Raw genomic sequence first — 25,391 nt, 5'->3', positions numbered from 1 at the left:
AATTATTCTCTTGATAGGTTGGCATATAAGCCATCGAAAATGTGATTCGATAATGCAAATAATTGATCATCGTCACTTATCTGACTTCGAATTCCTTGAATAACTTTTTCAATACCGATCGCTTCGGGAGGCTCAATTCCACCTACATCTAGGTAATGAACAATTTCAGCGATTTTCTTTAATGCGGGTGTTTCTAGATCAAAACTATGTAAAAGAACTTCGAAGGTCACCCAATGATTGATATGACTGAAAGTTGCACCATCAAAATCGAATCCAAATGCTTCTTTTGGGCAGTCACTTGGTGTTTCTAACCAAATGAATGTAGGTGAGGTATCAATAAATGTCTTTATTAGCCATGCAGAGGCTAAGCGATCAATCCAAGGTCTTTTACGAGTTGCCCAAATTCTATTTTGATAACTAGCTTTATCTAGAAGTTGAATGTGAGCTTGTATTGCTTGAGGCTCATTCACTTCACCAAGACGTGCAATTGAAAGTTCTAAAAAGGAAAGCTCATTTAAAACCTGTGCTTGAGTCTCATCGGGGTAATAGTCAATTTCTACAAGCGCATCGATACTTTTTCTTAATTTCCGGATTTGCTTGAGCAGCTCTTTCTTTTCATCTTTGGTCTGCCGATCTCTTAATTCAGACAGTTGTTTATAGAGCGCATCGTATTCTTCTTTCCGACTGAAAAAAGGAGCAAGCTCAAGATTTAAGGGTTGCTCTGCATGAAAGATATAAGCAGTTCCTTGTTCTGAAATAACATCATTAGCAATAGGTTCAAACTTTGCACTATGAGTAATAGGGAGCAAATAGACGCCATCTCTTAGAATTGCTGCGCCGCTTGCTTTGAGAGATCGCCAGACTCTCATACGAGTTGTTGTGTTCTGCGTTGGCAATGAGGATATGAGTAAAGATATTTTCATGTAATATACTCAACTTATTTGTTTAATATATTACATTTATTTTATTCTAGTACAAATATGAAGAACCGATTTCTTATATTAGAATAGATATTAAGATGAATAGTAGATAAGTTTTGATGAAAGCAGAGTTAAAGTTGAGAACTATTTGATGTGTTAACGTTACTCGTCTGTTGTACTGCAAGAAGACTCAGTAGCACGAATACTCATTTTTAATGATCCTGAACTAAATTTATGGGCAGAGTACAGTCTATTTTGACCGACAAACAGGCAGATTAATCTGCCTAGGCAATAGAGAAATTTGCCGTCGGATAAAAGAGCATTGAACAACATCTATTATCAGCTGCTAATCTGTGTCTATTGGCAGAAGAAAGGAGGGCTTTTATGCCTTATGGTTGGCCTTGCATCAACTTGAATGAGCTAGATGAATTTGGCTATTCATCTTTATACCCATAAGTCTTAACAGCATTCACGCTTTGTCAGCACGACAAAGTATATGGCAATACCAACTTTGAGTGGGGGGCTTGGATATTATTGAGTAGCTCTATATAGATGAGAGAAGATAAGAGTATAATTGAGGTACCCTCGACTTGCCCCATGCAAAGAATATTCAGAAGGCCACAGGGTCAAGATTGGGTAAATTAAAGTTGTATGAAAATAAAATATAGATAAAACATAATGTTATTGATCTGGTTCAATTGACGCCATCTCCACCAAAATTCTTTATATAAATCAGTCATTTTTTAAATGCATTATTTAAAAACTACTTTCAGAGGTGGCTTTCTATATATTTTTATTAGAATCCTTAAGATTTTTTTAAATTAAATTTTTATAATTTTACGTTGTTGATAATTATGGAGATAAATAAAAGAGAGTGCTATTTTTATATGAAATAAAACAAGTCTTAGCTTCTCGCGTTGTAAGAGTCTAGATTCGAAATTTTCAAATTGATTGGTTTTAGGAAATATTCAATAAAGGGTTCATAATAAATTATAGATTTAATCGAAATAATAGCTTATCTGAGTTGAGTTTAAATATAAGGTGAGGAGGGAATATGTTATTCCTTATCCTCACCCGCCACATAAACAGGTGACATCTGTCTCGCATCAAGAGGCTGCTTGCAACAATCACAAGTTAGGCTTGGGCTGGTCACATGCCCACAGCTTTTATGCAGATAACGCAATTCGGGGAATTGCTTATTTTCATTCTGCCAGATATTGCCCCATGTACTCATGGTCATAATAATCGGGTAGAGTGCTAAGCCTTTTTCCGTCAGCTTATATTCATAACGCTTCGGTGCTTCGTGATAAAGGACTTTCTCAAAAATCTTGTGCTCCACTAAACGGTTAATACGTTCGGTCAGCAAATGACGGGTGATGCCGAGTTGCTTTTGAAAATCATCAAAACGACGCGTTTTCATAAAAGCATTACGAATAATCAGCAGGGTCCAACGGTCGCCAAAAATCGACAAAGTCCGTGCAATTGGACAATTCATTTCACCGAGTTCATGCCATTTCATCGCAATACCATCTATATGTCTTTACAGGAAGCAGGCTGTCATTTTAGGACAACTTGAACGATTAAGATATCCGCTTTATTGACAACTTATCAAGGCAGCTATATTTTTCATATAAGTTCTTTTTTAGAACTTAATGTTTTGAGATCTATTCTTGAGGTGAGTTATGTCTGCGTCAGCGTTAAAAGAAAAATCAAAGCAAAAGATACCTGCATCATTTCCAGTCCGCCGTATGGATTATGAATTTCAGGATATGCCCAAATACTGGTGTAATAATGAGCCAACCTTTACCCATTATTTCACGGGACTTTCCACTCTATTTCCTGAAGGAGAGTCTTACTTTGTCCGTTCAGTCAGGGCTTTACGAGATCAAGTCAAAAGCAACCCGCAACTGGATCGCGATATTGGCGCATTTATTGGTCAGGAAGCCATGCATTCCAAAGAACATCATGCCTTTCATGTTAGTGCACAACAATATGGGCTAGATCCTGAATCATTGGAAAAAGTGACAGGTATTATCCTTAAAGCGATTGAACGAACTTTTCCGAAAAAGTGGAACTTATTGGTCACAGTGGGATTGGAACATTACACCGCGGTACTGGTGGTGGAAATGATGAAAAACGTCAATGAATTAATGACCGATACTACCATTCGAAATCTCTGGCTGTGGCACAGTGTGGAAGAAACCGAACACAAGGCAGTTGCCTATGACATGTATGAATATCTCTATGGCAAAGGTCTCGATGCCTATATCCCACGCGTTGCGATTTTTAGCCTGAGTTTGGTCCTCATCACCACCTTCTCGAATGTCTACCAAGTGGTATTGATGTCCAGAGATAAGCAATTACTGAATTTAAAATCGTGGGCCAAATTTGCAGGCTTTACTGTGCAGGCCTATCGAAAATTGGTGCCACAATTTTTTTCTTATTATCGTCGTGACTTCCATCCCAATGATACCGATGAGTCTGACATCGTGGCAAAAACCAAAATCAAAATTGGTTTGTCTCCTGAGCAGTCGACTTTCGTGCATTAATAAATTGTAGAGAAAATCATCTTCATGAATGCATCGCCAAAGGGCCAAATATCTGTAAGATAAGTTGAGCGAGCGCTAAGCTGCTCACTTATCGCCGAGATGAATTCAATAAAAAATGGATAGATAACAATGAGTACAGTGGTCTTACATCAATGGGAAATTTCACCATTCTGCAAAAAAGTCGCACGGATGTTAGCGTTTAAAGGCATTCCATTTGAAACCGTGAATTATAACGGGGTATTGGGGGCCAAAGTCCCAATGTTGAGTAAAGTGGGCAAAGTCCCTGTGCTGGATATCAATGGACAACGTATTCAGGACAGTACTCGCATTGCCCGTTATCTGGATGAAGCATATCCAGATTTGCCACTTTTATATCCTGTAGATCCACTACAAAAAGCTTATGTCGAATTGTGGGAAGACTGGTCTGACGAGTTGTTATATTTCTATGAAGTGTATTTCCGTGTTAGTGATGCCGATGCCTTGAATCATGCAGTGGCGATTAGTGCGGAAGGTCGTCCTAAGCATGAAATTGTATTGATGAAACCTTTGCTCAAAGCCGCGTTGAATCTGCAAGTGAAGATGCAAGGTACAGGGCGGATGGCAAAGGCCGATATCGAGGCAGAATTTACACGGCACTTAGAACGCATTGAATTGGTATTAGGTCAAACGGGTTGGTTGGTCGGCGAAGCCAAAACCATTGCCGATATTGCAGTTGGTTCCCAACTATTAGAGGTAATACGCACCAGTAAAATCTGGGGGCCAAAAATTAACAGCTATCCGCATATTCAGCATTGGATACAACAATTATGAATCAGGTCAATCAAGCTCCGACCCAGCCAACAGGTATTGTCGTCGTGATTGGTGTTGGGGCTGAACAAGGCATTGGTGCTGCGGTGTGTCGCCGTTTTGCCCATGAGCAATTTAAAGTTTATGTGGTGGGGCGGACGCTCAATAAAGTTGAAAAGGTGGCTGCAACAATTAATGGTCAAGGTGGGCAGGCAGTGGCTTATGCACTGGATGCTGAAAATGAGCAACAGGTGCAGGCTTTGTTTGAGCATTTAAGCGATCAGCCAGAAGCTCTGGCAGCGGTGATTCATAATGTGGGCGGTAATATTCCTTCGATCTTTTTACAGAGCAGTTTAAAGTTTTTTAGCCAAATGTGGCGTTCGACCTTTTTATCTGCAGTACTCGTGGCGCAGCATAGTTTGCCCATTTTTCAAAAACAGCAGCAGGGCACCTTGATTTTTACCGGTGCCAGTGCCTCATTGCGAGGGAAACCTTTTTTTGCTGCATTTACCATGGGTAAGTCTGCGCTCAGAAGCTACGCCTTAAATTTGGCAGCGCTATATCGCCCTCAAAATATCCATGTAGCGCATGTGGTGGTGGATGGCATGGTCGATGGTGATCGTGTCAATAAAGCCTTGTGGGGTTTGGGTCGGTTGGCACGGTTAACCCGTGGTACGGGTGGTTTAAATATTGAGGCAATTGCCGAAAATTATTGGATGCTCTATCAGCAGAATGCTGACTTATGGACGCATGAATTGGATCTACGTCCTTATCAGGAGAAATTCTAAGATGAGCAAGCTACTGCCACAATGGTTTAAATCCAAACAAAAAATACAAGGCTGTATTGTGATCGTGGGCAATCATGTTCAGCAATTGAGCCAACTTTTTGTTGGGCAAGCTGATAGCGGTGCTATGTCTGTTTATCAACTGCAGCATGATGTGACAAAAACACAGCCACAGCTTGAGGCTCAGGCTAAAGGGCTGATCGCTGTTCGCCTGAATTTGCTTGATGCTGCTGCACTAAAAAGCTTTATACAACAGATTCAGAAAGCTGGGCATTTTGTCGATTTATGCATTTTTCAGCCTGACTTTGTGCTGCCTGAAAATAATCATTCCTTGTCCGCTGAACAGCTTGAGTCCTATTGGCAAAATACAGGCTTAACGGGAGTGAGTATTGCCCAAGCCGTGATTCGGCAGATGCTGCCTAAACAGCAAGGCACCTTGATTTTTCTAGGGACTCAGCAACCAGTCGAATCGGAGCAGGATTTATTTAGTCAAAGCATGTCTGCCAGTATTCGCGCCTTAGCACAGTCCTTGGCGCGAGAGTTCCACCCCAAGGGCATTCATGTGGTGTATTGTGTGGTACCGCATGGGCAAAATCATGAATTGATGCAATCGCTGCAACAGACCTGCTGGCATTTGTACCAACAACCTAAATCGACATGGAGTCAGGAGCTGCGCTTAGGATTATAAAATCATGCGCATTCAATCATTGAGTTGAAATGCCTCATAGAGCAAGCGAATAATGTTTGAAATTTCCGTTTCATTAATGGCGGCATACCCAAAGCGGATATGAAAATGGTCATTGGATTGCTGACGTTGTTCCGTAAAATGCGCTTCAGCATCAATATGCAGTTGATTCAGTAGCTCGGCATATTCAGCTCGATAGGGAAATTTAAATTTGACCCATAAGGCCATACCCCCTAACGGTAAGTTGATTTCGACCTGATCTTTAAATACCGTTTGGAAGCTATTCAGTGCAAAGTCACGCCGTTGTTGATAAACCTTGCGCATCTTGCGAATATGCCGTTTGATTTCCCCCTGTTGCATCAGTTCCGCCATTGCCAATTCAGTGATGATATTGCCTTGTTTATCGATCAATAAAATATCCTGATTCATGGCGTGGATGATGTCTTGATTGGCGACCACATAACCAATTCGTAGACTTGGGGCAAACACCTTGGACAGTGAACCAATATGAATGACCTTTTCTGCATGCGGTAAGCTGATCAGTGGCGGAATTGGGCGGCTGTCATAATGAAATTCGTGATCATAGTCATCTTCAATAATATAAAAATCAAAAGCTTTCGATAGTTCCAACAGTTTTAAGCGTCGATCCATGGCCATGGTCACGGTGCTGGGATATTGATGATGCGGCGTGGTGTAGACTGCAGCCACAGCATGTTTTTCTAATATTTCTTCCAGATGCTCAATATCAAGACCGTGTTGATCCAGTCGAACCCGAACGACCTGATAATGATGCGACAAGAAGGTTTCGACAGCAGGTGGATAAGACCAGTGTTCCACCACGATCACTTTGCGTGGTGAGCTTTGTTTAGCCAAGACACGAGCCGCTAAAAAAATCCCCATTTGGCTGCCACGGACCACACAGATATTGTCAATTGTGGTTTTAATAAAACGTTCCATCGACAGCATTTGCAGCAATGCCTGACGTAACTCAATACTGCCTTGTGGATCGCCATAGCCCATGATCTGAGAACGGGTCACTTGAATCAGGGCATGTCGATAAGCACGGGAAAATAACTCATAGGGAATCAGGCGAGTATCGGGAATGCCATCATTTTTGATGGGTACGGGACTGCTTGTACTGGGTAACGCATCGGGTTCTACCACCGCTTTGATTTTTTTATGTTTTAACTCGGGCAGATTCTCCGCCACAAAAGTGCCTTGTCTTGGCTTTGAGATCAACCAGCCTTGTGCTTCTAAATCTTCATAAACCGACTGTACGGTTTTACGATTAATCTTTAATTCATCGGCTAGCGAGCGAGAGCCAGACAAGCGTGAACCTGAACTGAGCCGCACAGACAGAATCTCTTCAATAATCTGATTGGCCAACTTCAGAAAGATGGTTTTTTCTTCTCGGTCTTCAAGATGAAGACGAATCTTCCATGGCTGCTGCATGCTGATCTGGACCATATAAGTTTTAAAAACTGGATATTTTAACTCATCCACTGACTTCGTATTCTGCATTTGTCCCATCAACAAATCAACCGTAGCGAGGTGGTCTTATGCAAACCGCATTACTCAGCAAACAGCAATTGATGCAAACTGCGCAGCAGAATATGAATTTGATCCAAGAGGTCAATTACAGTGATCGACAGAAGTTGGCTTTGACCTGTCGTATTTTATTTGATCATGGTCATGATGCAGGCTTGGCGGGGCAAATTACCTGTCGTGCTGAACAAGAAAATACCTTTATCACGCAACGTTTTGGTTTGGGTTTTGACGAAATTACCGCAGCCAATTTATTGCTGGTGGATCAAGATCTCAAACCTTTAGATCAGCAAGGTATGGCCAACCCAGCCAATCGTTTTCATACCTGGATTTATCAGCAACATCCTGAAGTGAATTGCATTATCCATACTCATCCCACTCATATTGCAGCTTTGTCGATGCTACGTGTGCCACTGGCTATCTCGCAAATGGATACCTGTGCCTTGTATGAGGATTGCTCCTTTGTCGGTGAATGGCCGGGAGTGCCTGTTGGTAATGAAGAAGGCATTTTTATTTCCGAAGCTTTAGGAAAAAATCGGGCGGTATTGCTGTCTCATCATGGTCAATTGGTGGCCGGCAAGACGATTGAAGAAGCTTGTAATTTAGCGCTGCTGATTGAACGTGCTGCACGTTTGCAACTGTTAGCGATGTCGGTAGGACAGATTCAACCGATTCCGCATGAACTGGCAAAAGAAGCCCATGACTGGCTGTCTACCGATAAGCGTAACAAAGTCAATTTTGCCTATTACGCACGTAAGGCATTGAAAAACCATCAAGATTGTATCGAGGAGTAAAGCACATGAAAATTGAAGGCATTATTGCTTATCCCGTTACGCCATTCAAAGCGGACAGCCAACAGCTTGATCTTGAGGCTTTGACAATCAGTCTAAATGCATTGCTTGAATCACAATGTGATGCGATTGCACCTTTAGGTAGTGCAGGGGAAAGTGCCTATTTAACTTGGCAAGAATGGCAGCAGGTGGCGCAGACCACAATTGCAGTGGTGAATCAGCGTGTTCCCGTGATTGTCGGGATTTCTGAACTGACCACTGCAATGGCGATTCAAAAAGCCAAAAAAGCGGAAGAATTGGGTGCAGATGTGATTATGGTGATTCCAGTGTCGTATTGGAAACTCACCGATCAAGAAATTTATGATTATTATCAGCAGATTGCCACATCGGTAAAATTGCCGATCATGGTTTATAACAATCCTGCCACAAGCGGTATTGATATGTCACCTGAATTGATCGTGAAGATGTTTAATGAGATCGACAATATTTGTATGGTCAAAGACAGCACTGGTGATATTCAGCGTATGCATAAATTTCATGCATTGAGCCGAGGAAAGTTGCCATTTTATAACGGTTCTAATCCATTGGCGCTAGAAGCCTTTTGTGCAGGGGCAACAGGTTGGTGTACTGCTGCACCGAATTTGCTCGGTGATCTGCCCAAGCAATTGTATCAAGCGATGCAACAAGGTGATCTGTCAAAAGCGCAGGCGATATTTTATCAGCAATTACCTGTGCTGAGCTTTATTGTCAAAGGGGGGTTACCGAAAACAGTGAAATCAGGACTGAACTTACTGGGCTTCTCGGTTGGTTCGCCAAGATCGCCTTTGCAAGCTGCGACAAGGGCTGAAATTGAGCAATTAAAAGGCTTGATACAAGCGGCTGTAAAATAAGCATGTTCAAGTCAGGTCGAGATTGATTGGCCTGACTTAACTAATATTATGAAGTTTAAATCTGAGTTTGACGAAACTGGCTGGGGGTAAGCCCACTCCATTTTTTAAAGGCTCGGGCAAAGTTGGCAGGTTGTAAATAGCCTAAGTACAGTGCAATATCCTGTATCTCCATCTGCGGATTGAGCAAAAGCTGTTTGGCTTGTTGGTATCTGACTTCATCTAATAAACCTAGATAGGAATAACCTGCTTCATCTAACTTTCTTCTTAGTGTTCTGCTTGAGGTATGTAAGCGCTTGGCAACTGCATCTAAGCTTGGATAGCCTTTTTGTGGGGTGAGCTGCAATTCGGTTTTAACCCTGAGTCCAATATCTTGAATGGTTTCAGAAAAACGGATTTGTTCAGCTTCACATTGGGCCAAAGCTTGTTGGAAAGCTGTTGGATCTGCCATTTTGGTGGCATGATTGAGCACTGAGCTTGGATAGCGTACTTGATTTTGTGATTGATTAAAGTGGATCGGGGGAAGTTGTGCTTGAAATCTGGCATGATAGGGTGGCTCAGGCCAATCTACCCACAGTTCAACATCGGCAAAACGGTGATCGATTAAGCTTCGTCCTGTTTGGATAATACCAATCATCAAACATTCATAAAAAAAACGCCTTAAGATGTCTGCCTGTTCAGGCTGCTGACTGACCACGGGATGGGTCTGCTGAATTTCAATAATCGACTGTTGGGCTTGTTCATAACAATCAATACGATAATCTTTGAGCCGCATATTGAAAAACTGAGTGGCTAGGCTAATGGCATGACCCAAGGTCGGGCTACTCATTAGTGCAAAGCCCATGGCACCATGCGCGGTCAGGCGGAGTTTGAGACCATATTCATATCCAAGCCCACAATCCTGAGCCAAACCCAAACTGACCCACGCCAGTTTAGACCACTGAATCGGGGTAATACGGGCATCGACTTGATGCAGATGCGCGGGCGGAATTTTGCTTTGATGCAATATTTCCACCGCAGAACAGCCTTTTTCGACCATGATTTCTAATAATAAATGTGCATAAGAAATCGGGATAGTGGCTTTGGACAAGCCATACGGATCTTTCATTTCTTGTTTTAATTTGGCCGAAAATGATTAGCAGTATGGCTGAATTACCGCTCACGCTCAAGTTTTAGCTCTTAGATACTAGGATTATTCTATTAATCTGAGTATTGGTAATGAGTTTACCTCTTCCTATTAAAGATTCCCCTGTTGTGATTACAGGTGCTTCCTCTGGTATTGGTGAAGCCCTGGCAAAACAATTTGCAGCACTTGGCTATTCTTTGATTTTGGTGGCACGGCGGGTGGATAAGCTTGAATCTCTGGCGGCAACCTTAACTCAAAGATACCAAGTTGAAGTACTGCTACGTCCTTGTGATCTGACTGACCGAGAGGCAAGAACTCAATTCCGTCAGGAACTCGAGCAACTGGATGTCGCGATTTTGTGTAATAACGCAGGCTTTGCCACCTTTGGTCGATTGCAGGACTTAGATGCAGATCGTGAACGTGAACAGACCGAGCTAAATGTGGTGGCGGTGCAAGATCTGACATTGGCGGTATTGCCGAACATGATTCAGAAAAAACAGGGTGCCATCCTGATTGTCGGCTCTACTTCGGGCCATCAACCGACGCCAGCCAATGCCACTTATGCGGCGAGTAAAGCCTTTGCCAATTCTTTTGCGGAATCACTGCACAGTGAGTTGAGCGGTACAGGGGTGAGCTGCACTTTATTGGCGCCCGGGCCTACCATCACAGGCTTTAATGCGGTAGCAGGGATCAGCAAGATTGATGGAATCGGAGGCAGTCTGGTTTGGGTGACCGCGGAACGCGTCGCCAAAGAAGCCATTCAAGGCATAGCCTACAATCGCCGTGTTGTGATTCCCGGTTTAATTGCTCAGGCACAAACGCTGGGGGGACGCTATACCCCACGCATCATTTTATTGCCGATTTTAAAGCACGTCTTTTCGAGGTTAAAAGCATGAGACTGTTGATCCAAGATTTACGCACACCAATAGGTCTCGCCAACTTGGGCAATAAGCTCTATCACAATGCCCAATATTTAACTGCAGTGGTTGAAGTCGATGAAAAGCGAATGGCACGTTGGCTGCCTGCTGGAATGAAGCTGACGAAACCCACCAGAGCGGATTTGTTTTGTGCCTATTTCCCTGAAAATGTTTATACAGGGGCATATCACGAAGCGGGATTATTTGTGCATATCCAAGTGGGCAATAAAACAGGCATCTTCTGTCCGTGGATGATACTGGATGATGATCGCGCCATGATTATCGGACGTGAGTTGCTGGGGTATCCGAAAAAAATCGGGGAAATCAGTTGGAACAATGATGGTTCACGGATTATCAGCCAAGCATCACGCCGTGGTACGGTCCTGATTGAAATGAATGCCAAACTAGGTGAGGTGATACAGGATGCACCGCCCATTTTAGGGTTGCCGCATCGTAATATCACAGGTGGTTTGGGGTTAGGCTTACCTCGAGAAGTTCGATTCACGCCGAAAGAGCATGTTGTTGAAGTGCGTCGTGTGGAGATGGAATTATGCTTTAGGGGAACAGTGAATGATCCTTTGCATGAAATGGGCTTAGGCAAAGTGGTGGATGCGCGCTTACATCGGGTGGATTTATCGGGTGGCTTGATCCCACCGATTCAGATTCCTCGATTACGTACCCCATTATTTTTACTGCGCCAATTTAATCCGCGTGTTTTATAAAGAGGGCTATGTGATGAATAGGATTGCAGTTTCTTCACCGTTGACGATCGCTGACTACCGTCAAATTTCTGCTTCGATTGATATTCAAGTACGGAACATGGATTTTTCTTTTCCTGATGACATTCCAGAGTTTTGGTTTAGCCATAATCCCTTACTCACCATGTTACTGACTGCCTTATCCAGTGCATTTCCTGATGGAGAGCGGCAGTTCATTCATAGCGTGCGCCATTATCAATCGCAGATCAAAGCGCCTATTTTACTGAAACAAGTGCGTGCCTTTATTGGTCAAGAAGCGCATCACGGTAAAGAACATGATGGATTGAATGCCATGATGTTGAAAAAGGGCTATCCAATCGATCGAATTTATAAGCGGTTTAAAAAGATGAACCGCCTCATGCAGACGCAATTTTCTCCTGCGCATCAGCTGGCATGTACGGTATGCATGGAACATCTTACCGCAATTTTAGCGGATTATTTTATTGCGACTGCACCTGAAGATTTGGCTTTATTTAATCCTGATTTGAGAAAAATCTGGGCGTGGCATGCCATTGAAGAAACCGAACACAAAGCAGTGGCATTTGATGTGTATCAAAGCTTGGTCAATCGGCCTTATTTTCTAAGGTTGGTGATGTTGGAAACAACACTTTCTTTTGTGATGATCACCACTCGTGGCACCTTCGAGCTGTTACAACATTCAGGCCAACAACGTGATTTAAAAGGGCTGTATCAAGGACTGCATTATCTATTTGGCGCAAAAGGGTTGCTCAGAAGGATTAGCAGGCCGTACTTCGACTTTTTCTCAGCAGATTTCCATCCTTGGCAGCATGACAATCGTGATCAGGTGAGTCGACTCAAACAGCAATATTTAGCATGACGTTCTGGTAGTGCATAGGGACAGCCCCTAATCACTTTGCGTATCAACACACGAGTATTTTAGGAATAATGAAAATGACACAATCGAATATTAGCAATTCACCCTTACAACATGCACTGCATTTGGCATGTGGCATTAGCATTCCCAACCGAATCGCAAAATCTGCCATGAGTGAACAATTGGCTGATCGACATGGCTCGCCCACCACAGATTTACAGCAGCTCTATGCGGCATGGGCCAGAGGTGGTGCTGGTTTGTTAATTACAGGCAATGTCATGGTTGACCATCGCGCCTTTGTTGAGCCAAGAAATGTAGTGTTGGAAGACGAAAAATTCTTGCAAGCGCATAAACTCTGGGCCCAAGCAGCGCAGACCAATGGCAGTAAGATCATTATGCAAATTAACCATCCTGGTCGAGTTGCGGTGCTGCCTTTACTTAAAAAACCAATTGCACCTTCAGCAGTCGGCTTAGATTTACCCGCAATGAATCTGATTCGTGTTCCGCGAGCCATGTCCGAAACAGAAATCCTAGAACAAATCCAACGTTTTGCCAGCACCGCGGCATTGGCGGTACAGGCTGGCTTTAATGGCGTACAAGTCCATGCGGCACATGGTTATTTGTTATCCCAGTTTTTATCACCTTTGGCCAATACCCGTACCGATCAATGGGGAGGCAACCCAGAAAATCGTCGTCGTATCTTGATTGAAACGGTTCGAGCTGTGCGACGGGCAATTGGCAAGAATAAAATCCTCAGTGTCAAATTGAATTCTGCCGATTTCCAAAAAGGTGGGCTGAGTCAGGAGGAGTCACTGCACATTGCTTTGGCATTAGCAGCTGAGGGCATAGATTTATTGGAAGTGTCTGGGGGCAATTACGAATCCCCAGCGCAACTGGGCTATGCCCCTGACCGTCAGGTTCAGCGCGATGCTTATTTTCTGGATTATGCCACTGCATTGCGCCAACAAAGTCAATTGCCACTGATGTTGACTGGTGGATTACGCAATATAGATGTGATGAATCATTTAGTCAGTGATGGCACGGTGGATGTCGTCGGTTTGGCCCGTCCTTTTGCTTTACAGCCCGATTTAGCCAAACAGCTCTTGGCAGGAAAATCAGTCACAGCGCCTGCAAAAATTCCTGCAGTTGGCTATAAGCCTATCGATGCTTATCTGCAACTGGCTTGGCATGCCGCTCAATTCCGCCGCATTAGTCATGGTCAGAAACCAAAGGCGATTAAGGGTCTTGTCCGTACTTTACTGGCATTTGGACCACGGATGGGTTTTAACATTTTGACGCAGGATTAATGCTCAAGGTCTTATTAACACAAGGAGTTTTTATGAAGGGTTTAATCAAGCAGAACCATCGCATTATTCCTCGACGCCCTGTATTTGATTTTACAGAAACATCGAGCCATTGGATTTATGATGATCCTTTGGCATCACAGATTCTTAATGTCATCAACCCAATTACCCCCGCACCTGAACGTTGGTTTTGTCAGACTTTTCGAGATGCATTGCCATTGATTCAGGATGAACAATTAGAAGTAGCGGTGATTGCTTTTATTAAGCAGGAAGGGGCGCACAGTCATGGACATACCTTAGTCACGCGACATATTGAGGCCTTGGGGATTGATCTGAATCAATATAGCAAGCTGATGAACTGGATATTTCATGACATGCTGGGGCAGAAGCCATTTGGTTATGAGCTGCGTCACCCTGCTTTGAAATTGATATGGTTACATACCCGTCTTGCTATGGTTGCCGCTGCGGAACACCTCACGGGGGTATTGGGACATTGGGTACTCAATGCCGACGGTTTACAGCAGGCACCTGTCGATGAGGAAATGTTGCGCCTATTGCAATGGCATGGTGCCGAAGAAGTAGAACATCGTGAAGTCGCCGATGCCATGTTTCGGCATTTAAGCAATAACATGCTGCTGCGAACAGCGACGGCTGTTGTTACTTTTCCTTTATTTATTATATTGGCTTATATCGCTGTGGAAACCTTGGTTGCAAAAGATCCGCAATTACCACAGCGTTTTCGCTTTAAAGATTATTTGCGTGCTGCCCGACAGGATCGCGTACCGCGTGTGGGTGATGTCTTGGCTGCTTGCTTACGCTATTTTAATCCCAAACATAGTCCATTACATGAAGGGTCAACACAACAGGCATTGGCCTATTTAAATCAAATGCCAGCATTTAAGCCAGCATAAATCACAAGCCAAAGTTGAGTTTTAAGCGATGCCTGCCATCATCATTTGAATTGCAGCATCGCTATATTTTTTTAACAGATTGGCATCTTCAGGTGCAGATAAGAACTTAAATGCGCCGGCGATAATCATGCCGACTATGGCATGTCCAGTCATTTCAGTATCCAGATCCGCTTTTAAATAACCGCATTTCACTCCATTTTTTAAATAATCTGCGGTGAGTAGCCCCCCAAGGTGCAGCAGGTTATGCACTTGAGCGGTCATTTCTTTATCAATCGAGGTCGCTTCAAGCAAAATCAAACGTACTGCACGTGGATTATCCTTGGCAAATTCCTGAAATTTACTGGAAATCCGTTCGCATTGGATGCTGTAAGCCTCCAGTGTGGATACCGCATCTGGTGCATTTTCATCGGCCAATAAGGCGGTGATTTTGAACATGGTATCGACAATGACTTTATCCAGAATGTCTCTTTTATTCTCAAAATGACGATAGAAAGTGCCATGACCAATCCCCAGTCTTTTGGCAATGTCAGAGATCGCAGTTTGATGATAACCGCGTTCAGAAAACTCCAAAAAAGCAGCTTCAATAATTTCTGCTTGTAATTGAATACGTTGGCGTTCAGCACGCGAGAGAGTTGTTTGATCTTTCATGCTAAAAATTTTATCAGAACTTTATCGGAAATACGATAAAACAAAATTAACTAAAATTGACACATCATTCCGTAAGTGACATTATGTTCCGAATTGATGGTTTTTTGACTGGCGAAAGGAACTGGACATGGAAAAAAAATACAGTTTTTTAAACAAAGTGGTGTTGATTACAGGTGGTGGGCGAGGGATTGGTTTAGCCACTGCCGTTGCCTTTAGAAAACTCGGCGCCAAAGTGGCAATTGGCGATATTGATCTGGAGTTGGCTCAGCAAGCCGCCACTAAAGTGCAAGGCTTTGGCTGCTATTTGGATGTACGTTCACAGAACTCATTTCATGACCTCATTGCGCAGATTGAAAAGCAATTGGGCCCCATCGATATCTTGGTCAACAACGCTGGCATTATGCCAATGGGGGCGATGGTCGAGGAAAGCCAAGCCATTACCGATGCGCAAATTGATATCAACTTGCGTGGAGTGATTCATGGCATGAAAGCGGTATTGCCCAAAATGCTGGCGCGACAAACGGGGCATATCGTCAATGTCGCTTCTCTGGCAGGTAAATATCCGATTCCGGGTGCCAGTATTTATTGCGCGACCAAATTTGCTGTGGTGGGTTTAACCGCATCGATGCAACAAGAGCTTAGAGACACGCCGATTGGCTTATCTGCCGTATTACCATCCAAAGTCTTGACTGAGTTGTCCTCTGGAACGGGAGACAGTTTGCCGATTCCGACGGTAGAGCCACAAGATGTGGCGAATGCGATTATTCAAGCCATCGCACATAATCTTGCTGAAATTGCGGTGCCGAATTATTTAACCCATACCCCGAAAGCCTATGGATTGGTCCCGCATTGGTTAAATACCGGCTTCCGAAAACTGATCGGGGATGATCGTATTTTAAAAGGCTTGGATCAGAATGATCGAAAAGCATATAGCCAACGTTTAAGCCAATTGGCACAGACAAAATAAGGATTAAAACTCATGGCGAAGATCGAAAAATTTCATGTGGTGATTATCGGGGCTGGCTTTGCAGGGATTGGTGCAGCCATTAAATTACAGCAAGCAGGTTTTACAGATTTTGTGGTTTTGGAAAAAGCCGATGAAATTGGCGGTGTCTGGCGTGCCAACACCTATCCGGGGTGTGCTTGTGATGTGCCGTCGGCGTTATATTCCTATTCATTTGCACCGAATCCACAATGGAGTCGGGTGTTTGCGCAGCAGCAAGAAATTAAGACCTATATACAACAGGTTGCGCAGCAATTCGATGTGAAAAAGTATGTGCGCTTTGGCTATGAAATGCTGGAAAGTGCTTGGGATGATCAGGCCAAGCATTGGGTGGTGAAAACCAATCAAGGCTTGATCCATGCTCGTTTTGCGATTATGGCGGGTGGGCCAATGCATCAACCTGTATTGCCCAAAATTAAAGGTTTAGAGACATTTAAAGGGGCTCAGTTCCACTCGGCAGAATGGAATCATAATGTTGACTTAAACGGAAAAAAAGTTGCCGTTGTCGGTGCAGGCGCGTCTGCAATTCAATTTGTACCTGAGATTCAAGCTCAAGTTGCGAAACTCACTTTGTTACAGCGTACCCCACAATGGGTATTGCCAAAAATGGATCAAAGCCTGCCAAAACTTGCTCAGGCACTGTTTAAAGTGCTTCCCATCACACAACGTTTAACCCGTTATGGTGTTTATGGTGTGTTCGAATCCTTAAATTCCAGTATGCACCATCCAAAACTGGTCAGCCAGATTGAACGCCTAGCCAAATTGAATATTCGCTTAGGGGTGAAAGATCCCGAGCTACGAGAAAAACTATTGCCTGATTTTACCATCGGTTGCAAACGGGTATTACAGTCTAATCTATGGTATCCAGCATTGGCAAAGCCGAATGTAGAGGTGTTGCGCTGTGGGGTAGAAGAAGTGCGTGGCAATATTTTGATCGCCAGTGATGGATCGGAGCATGAAGTTGATGCGATTATTTTTGGCACAGGCTTTGAAGTCAGTAATCCGCCAATTGCCAAACAGATTCGTAATAAACATGGCAAAAGCATGGACGAAGTATGGCAAGGCAGTGCCCAAGGCTACCTCGGTACAGTTGTGGAAGGCTGCCCAAATGCCTTTGTCATGTTTGGTCCTAATATTGCGGTCAGCTCATCGGCACTCATCATCATTGAAGCACAATTGGCGTATATCTTGGATATGCTGAAAAAAGTACAGGCACAGCAGATTGAAACCGTTGAAATTCGTGCTGAGGTATTGGAACAATACAATGATGAAATCCAAGCGGCGTTAAAAAATACGGTCTGGAATAGCGGTGGATGTAGCAGCTACTTTATCGATCGGAATGGTCGTAACAGTACCTTATGGCCGTGGACCACCTTTGAGATGCGTGCTCGCTTGGCACAATGCGATCTGAACGATTATGTACTTGGTTTTGCTGAGTCTGAATCTGAGAAAAAAGCCAGTTAAATGATGACTCGATGAAGTCTTCAACAGGAGCACATGATGCAGCAAAAGATGATTGAAACAGGCGTAAAAATGAGTTTGCGACTGAGTTTTAAGCTGGCCAGTGGTTTGGCTTTACCTTTTCCGATCTTGCGTGGTGCAATGGAAGTGGGCTCTCGTATTTTTAAACCCAGAGCCGATGTTGTTATACAAAAGATTAAATTGAGAGATGCACAGGATCAACGTATTGTTCCTGTCGAAGTGGCAAGGCCTGCGGGTGAGGTGCAAGGGGTATTATTGCATTGTCATGGCGGTGCTTTTTTTGCAGGTTCATCACGAACCCATCGCGCACTGTCTACTGAATTGGCTGCACGAGCCAAGGTCAACGTGTATATGCTAGATTATCGACGTGCGCCTGAACATCCTTATCCCGCAGCACTGGAGGATGTGAGGTCGGTCTATCAACATTTATTGAGTGATGGCTGGACGCCTGAGCAAATTATTTTGGGTGGAGATTCTGGTGGATGTGCTTTGGCCTTAGCATTCGCGGTGGAATTAAGAGAGGCAGGGCAGATTTTGCCTGCGGGTATGATCATGATCTCGCCTTATGTGGATATTACTTTGAGTTCAGCTTCAGTATTTAAAAATGCCAAACGAGATCCAATGATTCGCGCCTATGCTTTAAAACGTGGTGGGGATGGATATCGTGGGCAATTACGATCTAATGATCCACGTATTTCGCCTATTTTTGCTGATTTGATCGGTCTTCCACCGTTATTGATTCAAGCCGGAAGTGAAGAGATTCTCGTGGATGATGCGATCAATCTGGCCAAGCGTGCCCAACAATCGGGTGTGGAGGTTCATCTGCATGTCTATGAAAATATGTGGCATAACTTTCAGATGTTTAATCGCTTTGTGCAAAAATCTGAACAGGCCTTAGATGAGATTGGTGACTTTATTCAAGCGATATTGGCAAAGACAACGAAATAAGTATCAGGTATTCAACTTTTAAACGGTTCTTTTTAATATTTATATAAATCGCTGATTGATCATTAAAATAGACAATGATCCAAGTATAAAAAAATAAACATCAGCTCAATTCGTTTATAGGCTGCTTTTTTGCGTTCTGGTTATTAGCCTAGCTTATCTTTGGTTGGATGTGGTTTTAAGAACAGCTGTAGCCATTCTTAAAACTCCTTGTGATCATTATCGTGTTAAGCCTCCGCCCAATACTTTGTAGAGCTCAATCTGATTGTTGAGCTATTTTTTGAACTACATCATATAGGGTTAAATTGACAAATTGCTTTGCCATAAACTATAAAACCTAAAGTAATCTTGAGATATTGAACCATGACACCCGAACGAAAAATTGATATCAATCGGATGCTGACAGTTGGGGAAGTGGCTAAACGAAGTGGTGTCGCTGTTTCAACCTTGCATTTTTATGAGTCCAAAGGATTGATTAAAAGTATTCGAACCAATGGTAATCAACGTCGTTATCCTTTGTCTGTGCTGCGCTATATCGGAATTATTAAGGTCGCGCAAAAAGTTGGAATTTCATTGGATGAAATTAAAAAAGCGTTGAGTGTTTACCCAATAGGCAGCAAGTTAACAGCGGAGCAGTGGGCAGAATTATCCACTTGTTGGCGTAAAGACTTGGATGAACGTATTCAAAAGCTCACTCGTTTAAGAGACGAAATGGACTGGTGTATTGGCTGCGGGTGTTTGTCTTTGGAACAATGTCGTTTGCGTAATCCAGAAGATATTCTGGCAGAGTTGGGTTTAGGTCCTCGTATTTTAGAGCGCGAGGATGATTCAATAATAAACTTCTAATTAATTGAAAAATAATAATTAACATGGTTTTGGTTGGGGGTATACTTTATATCGACTACAGAAAGTATAATTGAAAAGTATCACTTTAACTAAGCTCCTGTCCCTGAATCGATCTGCATTAATTCTTTGACAGGTTTAATTCCCATCTTGTCCAATTGATGATTCGTTTTCTTTTTTGGCCTAAAAAATCAAATAAATATTAAGAAATTGTGAATTCTGCATTTATTTTTGTATTGATATTGATAATAATAATGATTCTTATTTAATTAATTGCAGCATTATGAACAATCAGCTTAGACAACCTGCTTTAAATATTGCGATAAAATCGATTCTTATTTTCGGGGCATTCTCACATCACGCTTGGGCGCAAGAACAGAGCGCAAGCGTACTCCCAACCATTAAAGTTGCAGCCGATGATGAAAAAACGGAAGGCAGTGAAAGCTTTCAAGCGAAATCATCTCGGACATCCTCCAAGTTAAAACTTTCCTTAAAAGAAACACCACAATCCGTCAGTGTCATTACACGTGAACAGATTGAGCAACGTAATCTGAATATTATTGATGATGTACTTGCAGCCACACCGGGTGTTACGGTCACTAAAAACGATAGTGAACGCTCAAACTATTCCGCACGAGGCTATGCGATTAGTAATCGTCAAATTGATGGCATGCCAATTGGTGAGAACAGCCCACGTGTTGATAGTTTTTTCTTTGACCGTATTGAAGTGATAAAAGGGGCAACAGGTTTAACAGGATCTACAGGAAATCCTTCTGCAACCATCAATATGATTCGTAAACGCCCTGCAAAAGAACTGACGGGCTCGGTTGCTACATCATTTAGTCGCTGGAATACCATTCGAAATGAAGCTGATGTTTCTATCCCTTTAACAGCTGATGGCAGTGTGCGTAGCCGTGTGATGGCAGCACGTCGAGAGGGAGAATCCTATATGGATTATTACTCTCTGGAAACCTTGGCTGCGATGGCGATGGTTGAAGCGGATATCACGGATAAATTAACAGGCAGTATTGGTTTTCAATATCAAGACAACCAACCACGTGGTTCAACGTGGGGAACTGTACCGTACTGGAATCAAGATGGTTCGCTGGCTAATTTACCGCGTAATTTCAGCTTGGCAAATCGTTGGAATACCATTAGCCAAAGTGACAAAACTGTATTTGCTGATTTGACCTATAAATTTGAGAATAACTGGATGATTAAAGCGGCTGCTTCTCATTCATTATCAAAAAGTTTCTGGTTAATGTCTTATGGTGGTTCTGGTTTTCCAAATCAGAATGATGGAACAGGGGTTGGGGTTTGGTCAACGGTATATCCAACATCCGACTCTAAAAAAACAAGTTTAGAGTTGTTCGCGAGTGGTCCATTTAAATTATTTAATCGTGAGCATGAATTGGTGATTGGTGGAAATGGCTTTGATCGCTCTACAGACAGCCCGGGTGGATTCATTGATGGAATTGCCAGTAATCAATTGACTTGTACCAAGAAAGTGAACGGGGTAACGCTACCTTCTAATAATATTGGTGATACTTGTGTAATTAATGATTGGCGGACATGGGATGGTAATACGACGCCTAAACCTGGCTATAGTGTTATTCCATCAACCAAAGACGCAAAACAACGTAATTATGGTGCATACAGTACCTTAAAACTAAACCTGACAGATGATCTAAAGTTGATTGTAGGGGGGCGCTATAGTGATTATTCTGCCACCAATGGCACGAAGAGTGATGTGAAAACCGATGCTTTCACGCCTTACTTCGGTACAACTTACGCGATTAACGATATTGTAACTGCTTATGCAAGCTATACTGATATGTTTAATCCAAGTAGTCAAAAGGACCGTAATAACAGTTTCTTAGAACCTGAAACAGGTAAAAGCTATGAGGCGGGCTTAAAAGCCAGTTTATTGGATGATCAACTTTTGGCAACCGCTGCTGCATTCTGGTCAAAAAAGGAGAATGTTGCGGTTCGAGATGAAGAAGCAATTGCAGCAGGTATTAAAACCGACGATGGTGGTGACCCAATGAAAGCTTCGGGTGAGGGCCTAAAAATTGAAGGTTTTGAGTTAGAAGCCATTGGCCGAATCACACCGACGTGGAATGTTACCGCGGGCTACACCTATGTGAACAGTATCAGTTCAGAAACCGTGAAGGCTTCAACCACGCTTCCTCAGAATCAAGTCAAAATTTACACCAACTTCAAACTGCCTGAACAGCTTTGGGACGGCGCCAATAAATTCAATATTGGCTTTGGGGTGAATTGGCAAAGTGAGGTAGTGAGTAAATCGACCAGTGCGCCTAAAAATTCTGATGGTTATGTACGACAAGATGCATACTTCTTGGCGAGTGCCAATATGGGTTATACCTTCAGTGAGTCATTTAGCGCAAACCTACAAGTGAATAACTTATTTGATGAAAAATATTATCAACAGGTTGGTTTCTATAATGGTGTTTATTGGGGCGAACCACGTAATGTAACTTTATCGCTGCGTGCTAGATTCTAAAAATGGGAAATATAGATTTTTAGCTATTAATTGAAAATAAAGGTGTATCTATAACGGTATGCCTTTATTTCAATAAAAACTAAGTTTTAGCTGAATCGAAATATTATTTGCTCATTCAATTCTTTATTAATCCTCTTATAAAAAATAGCATTGACTGAAAAAATTGAAACAAGCTTTAGATTGTTCGATTGGTGTGTTTAGTAAAAAATGAATTGACTCAAAGCCATAGGCTAGGTTGGCCTGAGGCGGTAAAATAAATCCAACAAAAATGTGACGTAAATTGTCATAAATAGACGGTTCTGTATGGACATGAAATCTATATTTTGATTAAAATTCGCTAAATTTAAGCAGATAATCTATAAAAAAGATGTCGAATAATATATTTCAAGCTTTAGAGCGTTTGGGGCTTACAGCACAGAAACGTGCCATTCATGCTCAGTTTTCAAATTCATCTTTGAATAGCCAAGTTTTCTTGCAACGTATTGATGGTCTACATCAGCTGAATCACGGTATTGATCTACAATTACTTTGCCTTTCGACCAATGCAGTTATCCCTTTAAAAAGTTTTATCGGTAGTCAGGTTGCGATTGATATTGTGACCGATAAAGCTGAACTTACACGTATTACAGGTATCATTACTCAAGCTGATATTGGTGCAAGTGATGGTTCACTGACGATTTATCGGCTGGGTGTACAAGATCCGACCGCATTATGGAAACATCGTCGTAACAGCCGTGTTTTTATGGCGAAATCAGTGGTCGATGTAATTCAGACCATTTTTCAAGAATGGCAGAGCAAAAGTCCATTATTTGCTGCTAGTTTAAGCTTGGATTTAACTGGTTTAAGCAAACAATATGATATCCGCCCATTTATTATGCAGGGCAATGAAACAGATTATGATTTTCTGACGCGTTTGCTGCGAAGTGAAGGGATTAACTGGCTGATTGATGAAGCTCAACTGAAGGTATCCAGTTCAAGCGAACAAATCCAGCCACAGAAACTCCGATTAATCGATGACAATAATCAATATAAAGCCTTAGACCGTCGTAACATTCGCTTTCATCGCAGTAGTGCCACTGAAACACAGGATAGCATCACCGCATTTGTGGCACAGCGCTCATTGCAACCGAGCGCGGTACACGTGCAACGTTGGCAAGCCGATAATTTAGAACAAGATGAAGGTGCTGGTAGTGTTCAAAGTAAACATAGCCATAGTGATCAGCACGATAACCAACAACTTGCTTTAGAGCAGGCATGGCATTTTTCACCTGCATGGATTCAAGATTTAAACGGTGAAGATGGCACCACAAAAGCAGGCAATGCTCAAATTGAGAAACTGAATCAGAATTTAAGCCAATATTATGATTCGCAGGCTAAGCAATTTGTTGCGACATCTACAGTACGCGATACACATGTCGGCTACTGGTTTGAACTGAATGAACATCCAGAAATTGATCAACATGATGGTGCAGATAAAGAATTCTTGATCAGCTCAAAAAGCTTTTATAACCAAAATAACTTACCTAAAGATTTAAATGATCAAGTGATGGCTTTGCTACAACAAAGTCATTGGCAAAGTAGTTCTTTTCAGCATGCTGCATCTGATGAACGTCAAGCCAATCAACTGATATTGCAACGACGTAATATTAGTCTAGTTCCTGAGTACAACCCGTTACAGCATCGACCTGCAACCCATCCACAACGCGCTAAAGTCGTAGGGCCAAGCGGTGAGGAAATTCATGTGGATGAATGGGGACGGATTAAAGTTCGATTCCTGTTTACCCGAGCCGATGATCACAGTCATGATGGTGGTGCAGGTGCCAATGACAATGATACCGATTCTGCATGGGTGGATGTATTAACGCCGTGGGCAGGTGAAGGCTACGGTGCACGTTTCTTACCAAGAATTGGTGAGATCGTGGTGATCAACTTCTTTGATGGCAATATTGATCGTCCTTATGTGGTCGGACGGATTCATGAAGCCCAACGCAGTCCAACTAAATTCGATCATACAGGTAAGCTGCCTGATACCAAGAAATTGGCAGGGATCAAGTCCAAAGAATACCAAGGCGAAGGCTTTAACCAGCTGCGGTTTGATGACACCACGGGTCAGATCAGCGCGCAACTACAAAGTAGTCATGCTGCCAGTCAGTTGAACTTGGGTAAACTGAGTAATCCCAAAGACAAGGCTGAAAGTGAAGACCGTGGAGAAGGCTTTGAACTGCGTACTGATCAATGGGGAGCTGTGCGTGCAGGGCAAGGCTTACTTGTTAGCACACAAAAGCAGGATCAGGCACAGGGTGAGCATCTGGATGCACAGCCTGCCAAGCAGCAGCTCGAAGGCAACCAAAGCAATGCCAAAGCATTAAGTGAAGTTGCCAAGAACCAGCAAACCGATGAAATTGAATCACTTGATCAGTTAAAAGCGTTTGCTGATCAGATTCAGGACAAGATCGCAAAATTCGAAAAAGCTTTATTGCTGTTAAATTCCCCTGCGGGGATAGGTCTAAGTACCAATGAAGATATTCATCTCTCAGCAGATGGGCAAATTAATCAGATTGCGGGTGATAGTATTAATCTGAGTACGCAAAAGAATCTGGTTGCCCATGTTCAGAACAGGATCAGCCTGTTTGCTGCGCAGAATGGGATTAAGCAGGTGGCTGCGAAAGGTAAGTATGAAGTACATGCCCAGTCGGATGGAATGGATTTACTTGCCAAGCAAGGGATTCAAATTATTTCGACCGAAGACCGCATTGAAATTACCAGTCCTAAAGAAATTGTATTTACCGCACAGAGTTCGCAACTCAAGCTGAATGGCTCAGGGATTTTTCCTACTACAGGTGGAAAGTTTGAGGTGAAAGCGGGGCAGCATTTGTTTAAAACTGGGCAGGCGTTAGGCGTAAATATCAAAGGATTGCCGGCCCTAGAGTTGTTTAATGAGCAGTTTGCATTAACACTCCCCTCAGGAGAGCCTTTTAAAGAAATGGATTATAAAGTTAGTTCTGGTGATGAGACTTTTATGGCACAGACCAATAAGAAAGGATGGACCAAGCGTATCCATTCACCACAAGAAAAAGAGCTTAAGCTGGAGCTGAATTGGATGAATTTACAAGTTGATCCTGACACTAATGAAGATCAGGAGTAAAA

General features: G+C 42.8%; 22 protein-coding genes. 17 read left to right on the top strand and 5 right to left on the bottom strand.

What is annotated here, in order from left to right:
• Positions 1-2 precede the first annotated feature (2 nt).
• The gene (locus tag GBI66_RS01475; RefSeq protein ID WP_151714913.1) at positions 3-923 is read right to left on the bottom strand and encodes a chromate resistance protein ChrB domain-containing protein; all 921 of its coding nucleotides are present in this window, start codon (positions 921-923) and stop codon (positions 3-5) included.
• A gap of 1,054 nt (positions 924-1,977) precedes the next feature.
• Entirely contained in the window at positions 1,978-2,439 is a 462-nt protein-coding gene (locus tag GBI66_RS01470; RefSeq protein ID WP_151714912.1) for a helix-turn-helix domain-containing protein, read from the bottom strand.
• Positions 2,440-2,602: 163 nt separating this feature from the next.
• On the opposite strand from GBI66_RS01470, the gene GBI66_RS01465 reads away from it, so the two are divergent.
• From GBI66_RS01465 to GBI66_RS01450, 4 genes are all read left to right on the top strand, one after another.
• Positions 2,603-3,469 carry a metal-dependent hydrolase gene (locus tag GBI66_RS01465; RefSeq protein ID WP_005211154.1) on the top strand — a complete coding sequence of 289 codons (867 nt, stop codon included), beginning with the start codon at positions 2,603-2,605 and terminating at the stop codon, positions 3,467-3,469.
• Between the two features lie 129 nt (positions 3,470-3,598).
• Positions 3,599-4,279, top strand: a complete 681-nt coding sequence (locus tag GBI66_RS01460; protein ID WP_151714911.1) for a glutathione S-transferase family protein — start codon at positions 3,599-3,601, stop codon at positions 4,277-4,279.
• Complete coding sequence (locus GBI66_RS01455; RefSeq protein ID WP_151714910.1) at positions 4,276-5,043, top strand: SDR family NAD(P)-dependent oxidoreductase; 768 nt, start codon at positions 4,276-4,278, stop codon at positions 5,041-5,043. The genes GBI66_RS01460 and GBI66_RS01455 overlap by 4 nt, the downstream gene beginning before the upstream one ends.
• A gap of 1 nt (position 5,044) precedes the next feature.
• On the top strand, positions 5,045-5,728 hold the full coding sequence (locus GBI66_RS01450; protein WP_151714909.1) for an SDR family NAD(P)-dependent oxidoreductase: 684 nt from the start codon (positions 5,045-5,047) through the stop codon (positions 5,726-5,728).
• A 12-nt stretch (positions 5,729-5,740) separates the two neighbouring features.
• On the opposite strand, the gene GBI66_RS01445 is transcribed toward GBI66_RS01450, so the two are convergent.
• Positions 5,741-7,246, bottom strand: a complete 1,506-nt coding sequence (locus GBI66_RS01445) for a PLP-dependent aminotransferase family protein (RefSeq protein WP_151714908.1) — start codon at positions 7,244-7,246, stop codon at positions 5,741-5,743.
• Positions 7,247-7,284: 38 nt separating this feature from the next.
• Between GBI66_RS01445 and GBI66_RS01440 the strand changes: the two genes are divergently transcribed.
• Together GBI66_RS01440 and GBI66_RS01435 are read left to right on the top strand one after the other, a co-directional pair.
• The gene (locus tag GBI66_RS01440) at positions 7,285-8,064 is read left to right on the top strand and encodes an aldolase (RefSeq protein ID WP_151714907.1); all 780 of its coding nucleotides are present in this window, start codon (positions 7,285-7,287) and stop codon (positions 8,062-8,064) included.
• A gap of 5 nt (positions 8,065-8,069) precedes the next feature.
• Entirely contained in the window at positions 8,070-8,951 is an 882-nt protein-coding gene (locus GBI66_RS01435) for a dihydrodipicolinate synthase family protein (protein WP_151714906.1), read from the top strand.
• Between the two features lie 55 nt (positions 8,952-9,006).
• On the opposite strand, the gene GBI66_RS01430 is transcribed toward GBI66_RS01435, so the two are convergent.
• Positions 9,007-10,056 (bottom strand): AraC family transcriptional regulator, encoded by a 1,050-nt coding sequence (locus GBI66_RS01430; protein WP_151714905.1) that lies wholly within the window; start codon positions 10,054-10,056, stop codon positions 9,007-9,009.
• Positions 10,057-10,166: 110 nt separating this feature from the next.
• Between GBI66_RS01430 and GBI66_RS01425 the strand changes: the two genes are divergently transcribed.
• The 5 genes from GBI66_RS01425 to GBI66_RS01405 all read left to right on the top strand — a co-directional run bounded on the left by GBI66_RS01425 (position 10,167) and on the right by GBI66_RS01405 (position 14,799).
• Positions 10,167-10,970 (top strand): SDR family oxidoreductase, encoded by an 804-nt coding sequence (locus GBI66_RS01425; protein WP_151714904.1) that lies wholly within the window; start codon positions 10,167-10,169, stop codon positions 10,968-10,970.
• A complete protein-coding gene (locus tag GBI66_RS01420) occupies positions 10,967-11,713 on the top strand; it encodes an acetoacetate decarboxylase family protein (RefSeq protein ID WP_151714903.1) in 747 nt (248 codons plus the stop codon). Before GBI66_RS01425 ends, GBI66_RS01420 begins: the two co-directional genes overlap by 4 nt.
• 13 nt (positions 11,714-11,726) lie before the next feature.
• Complete coding sequence (locus GBI66_RS01415) at positions 11,727-12,587, top strand: metal-dependent hydrolase (protein ID WP_005211172.1); 861 nt, start codon at positions 11,727-11,729, stop codon at positions 12,585-12,587.
• 74 nt (positions 12,588-12,661) lie between these two features.
• Entirely contained in the window at positions 12,662-13,891 is a 1,230-nt protein-coding gene (locus GBI66_RS01410; protein WP_151714902.1) for an NADH:flavin oxidoreductase/NADH oxidase family protein, read from the top strand.
• 32 nt (positions 13,892-13,923) lie between these two features.
• Entirely contained in the window at positions 13,924-14,799 is an 876-nt protein-coding gene (locus tag GBI66_RS01405) for a metal-dependent hydrolase (protein ID WP_151714901.1), read from the top strand.
• 21 nt (positions 14,800-14,820) lie between these two features.
• On the opposite strand, the gene GBI66_RS01400 is transcribed toward GBI66_RS01405, so the two are convergent.
• On the bottom strand, positions 14,821-15,447 hold the full coding sequence (locus GBI66_RS01400; protein WP_151714900.1) for a TetR/AcrR family transcriptional regulator: 627 nt from the start codon (positions 15,445-15,447) through the stop codon (positions 14,821-14,823).
• A gap of 127 nt (positions 15,448-15,574) precedes the next feature.
• Between GBI66_RS01400 and GBI66_RS01395 the strand changes: the two genes are divergently transcribed.
• The 6 genes from GBI66_RS01395 to GBI66_RS01370 all read left to right on the top strand — a co-directional run bounded on the left by GBI66_RS01395 (position 15,575) and on the right by GBI66_RS01370 (position 25,389).
• Complete coding sequence (locus tag GBI66_RS01395; RefSeq protein ID WP_151714899.1) at positions 15,575-16,414, top strand: SDR family oxidoreductase; 840 nt, start codon at positions 15,575-15,577, stop codon at positions 16,412-16,414.
• Between the two features lie 12 nt (positions 16,415-16,426).
• Entirely contained in the window at positions 16,427-17,914 is a 1,488-nt protein-coding gene (locus GBI66_RS01390) for an NAD(P)/FAD-dependent oxidoreductase (protein ID WP_151714898.1), read from the top strand.
• Between the two features lie 36 nt (positions 17,915-17,950).
• On the top strand, positions 17,951-18,880 hold the full coding sequence (locus GBI66_RS01385) for an alpha/beta hydrolase (protein WP_151715001.1): 930 nt from the start codon (positions 17,951-17,953) through the stop codon (positions 18,878-18,880).
• A gap of 360 nt (positions 18,881-19,240) precedes the next feature.
• Complete coding sequence (gene soxR / locus GBI66_RS01380; RefSeq protein ID WP_151714897.1) at positions 19,241-19,723, top strand: redox-sensitive transcriptional activator SoxR; 483 nt, start codon at positions 19,241-19,243, stop codon at positions 19,721-19,723.
• Positions 19,724-20,003: 280 nt separating this feature from the next.
• On the top strand, positions 20,004-22,244 hold the full coding sequence (locus GBI66_RS01375) for a TonB-dependent siderophore receptor (RefSeq protein ID WP_151714896.1): 2,241 nt from the start codon (positions 20,004-20,006) through the stop codon (positions 22,242-22,244).
• A gap of 367 nt (positions 22,245-22,611) precedes the next feature.
• Positions 22,612-25,389 (top strand): type VI secretion system Vgr family protein, encoded by a 2,778-nt coding sequence (locus GBI66_RS01370; RefSeq protein WP_151714895.1) that lies wholly within the window; start codon positions 22,612-22,614, stop codon positions 25,387-25,389.
• The last annotated feature ends 2 nt before the right edge of the window (positions 25,390-25,391 follow it).

Source organism: Acinetobacter sp. TUM15071 (assembly GCF_008980925.1).
GTDB classification, from domain to species: Bacteria; Pseudomonadota; Gammaproteobacteria; order Pseudomonadales; family Moraxellaceae; genus Acinetobacter; species Acinetobacter dispersus.
Note: the sequence above shows the minus strand (reverse complement) of the source record. Positions and strands in the feature narration are given on the sequence as shown.

Bases quoted from the DNA above. Each gene is read 5' to 3' on its own strand.
- GBI66_RS01475 (WP_151714913.1), bottom strand. From the start codon at position 923: ATGAAAATATCTTTACTCATATCCTCATTGCCAACGCAGAACACAACA.
- GBI66_RS01470 (WP_151714912.1), bottom strand. From the start codon at position 2,439: ATGAAATGGCATGAACTCGGTGAAATGAATTGTCCAATTGCACGGACT.
- GBI66_RS01465 (WP_005211154.1), top strand. From the start codon at position 2,603: ATGTCTGCGTCAGCGTTAAAAGAAAAATCAAAGCAAAAGATACCTGCA.
- GBI66_RS01460 (WP_151714911.1), top strand. From the start codon at position 3,599: ATGAGTACAGTGGTCTTACATCAATGGGAAATTTCACCATTCTGCAAA.
- GBI66_RS01455 (WP_151714910.1), top strand. From the start codon at position 4,276: ATGAATCAGGTCAATCAAGCTCCGACCCAGCCAACAGGTATTGTCGTC.
- GBI66_RS01450 (WP_151714909.1), top strand. From the start codon at position 5,045: ATGAGCAAGCTACTGCCACAATGGTTTAAATCCAAACAAAAAATACAA.
- GBI66_RS01445 (WP_151714908.1), bottom strand. From the start codon at position 7,246: ATGCAGAATACGAAGTCAGTGGATGAGTTAAAATATCCAGTTTTTAAA.
- GBI66_RS01440 (WP_151714907.1), top strand. From the start codon at position 7,285: ATGCAAACCGCATTACTCAGCAAACAGCAATTGATGCAAACTGCGCAG.
- GBI66_RS01435 (WP_151714906.1), top strand. From the start codon at position 8,070: ATGAAAATTGAAGGCATTATTGCTTATCCCGTTACGCCATTCAAAGCG.
- GBI66_RS01430 (WP_151714905.1), bottom strand. From the start codon at position 10,056: ATGAAAGATCCGTATGGCTTGTCCAAAGCCACTATCCCGATTTCTTAT.
- GBI66_RS01425 (WP_151714904.1), top strand. From the start codon at position 10,167: ATGAGTTTACCTCTTCCTATTAAAGATTCCCCTGTTGTGATTACAGGT.
- GBI66_RS01420 (WP_151714903.1), top strand. From the start codon at position 10,967: ATGAGACTGTTGATCCAAGATTTACGCACACCAATAGGTCTCGCCAAC.
- GBI66_RS01415 (WP_005211172.1), top strand. From the start codon at position 11,727: ATGAATAGGATTGCAGTTTCTTCACCGTTGACGATCGCTGACTACCGT.
- GBI66_RS01410 (WP_151714902.1), top strand. From the start codon at position 12,662: ATGACACAATCGAATATTAGCAATTCACCCTTACAACATGCACTGCAT.
- GBI66_RS01405 (WP_151714901.1), top strand. From the start codon at position 13,924: ATGAAGGGTTTAATCAAGCAGAACCATCGCATTATTCCTCGACGCCCT.
- GBI66_RS01400 (WP_151714900.1), bottom strand. From the start codon at position 15,447: ATGAAAGATCAAACAACTCTCTCGCGTGCTGAACGCCAACGTATTCAA.
- GBI66_RS01395 (WP_151714899.1), top strand. From the start codon at position 15,575: ATGGAAAAAAAATACAGTTTTTTAAACAAAGTGGTGTTGATTACAGGT.
- GBI66_RS01390 (WP_151714898.1), top strand. From the start codon at position 16,427: ATGGCGAAGATCGAAAAATTTCATGTGGTGATTATCGGGGCTGGCTTT.
- GBI66_RS01385 (WP_151715001.1), top strand. From the start codon at position 17,951: ATGCAGCAAAAGATGATTGAAACAGGCGTAAAAATGAGTTTGCGACTG.
- soxR (WP_151714897.1), top strand. From the start codon at position 19,241: ATGACACCCGAACGAAAAATTGATATCAATCGGATGCTGACAGTTGGG.
- GBI66_RS01375 (WP_151714896.1), top strand. From the start codon at position 20,004: ATGAACAATCAGCTTAGACAACCTGCTTTAAATATTGCGATAAAATCG.
- GBI66_RS01370 (WP_151714895.1), top strand. From the start codon at position 22,612: ATGTCGAATAATATATTTCAAGCTTTAGAGCGTTTGGGGCTTACAGCA.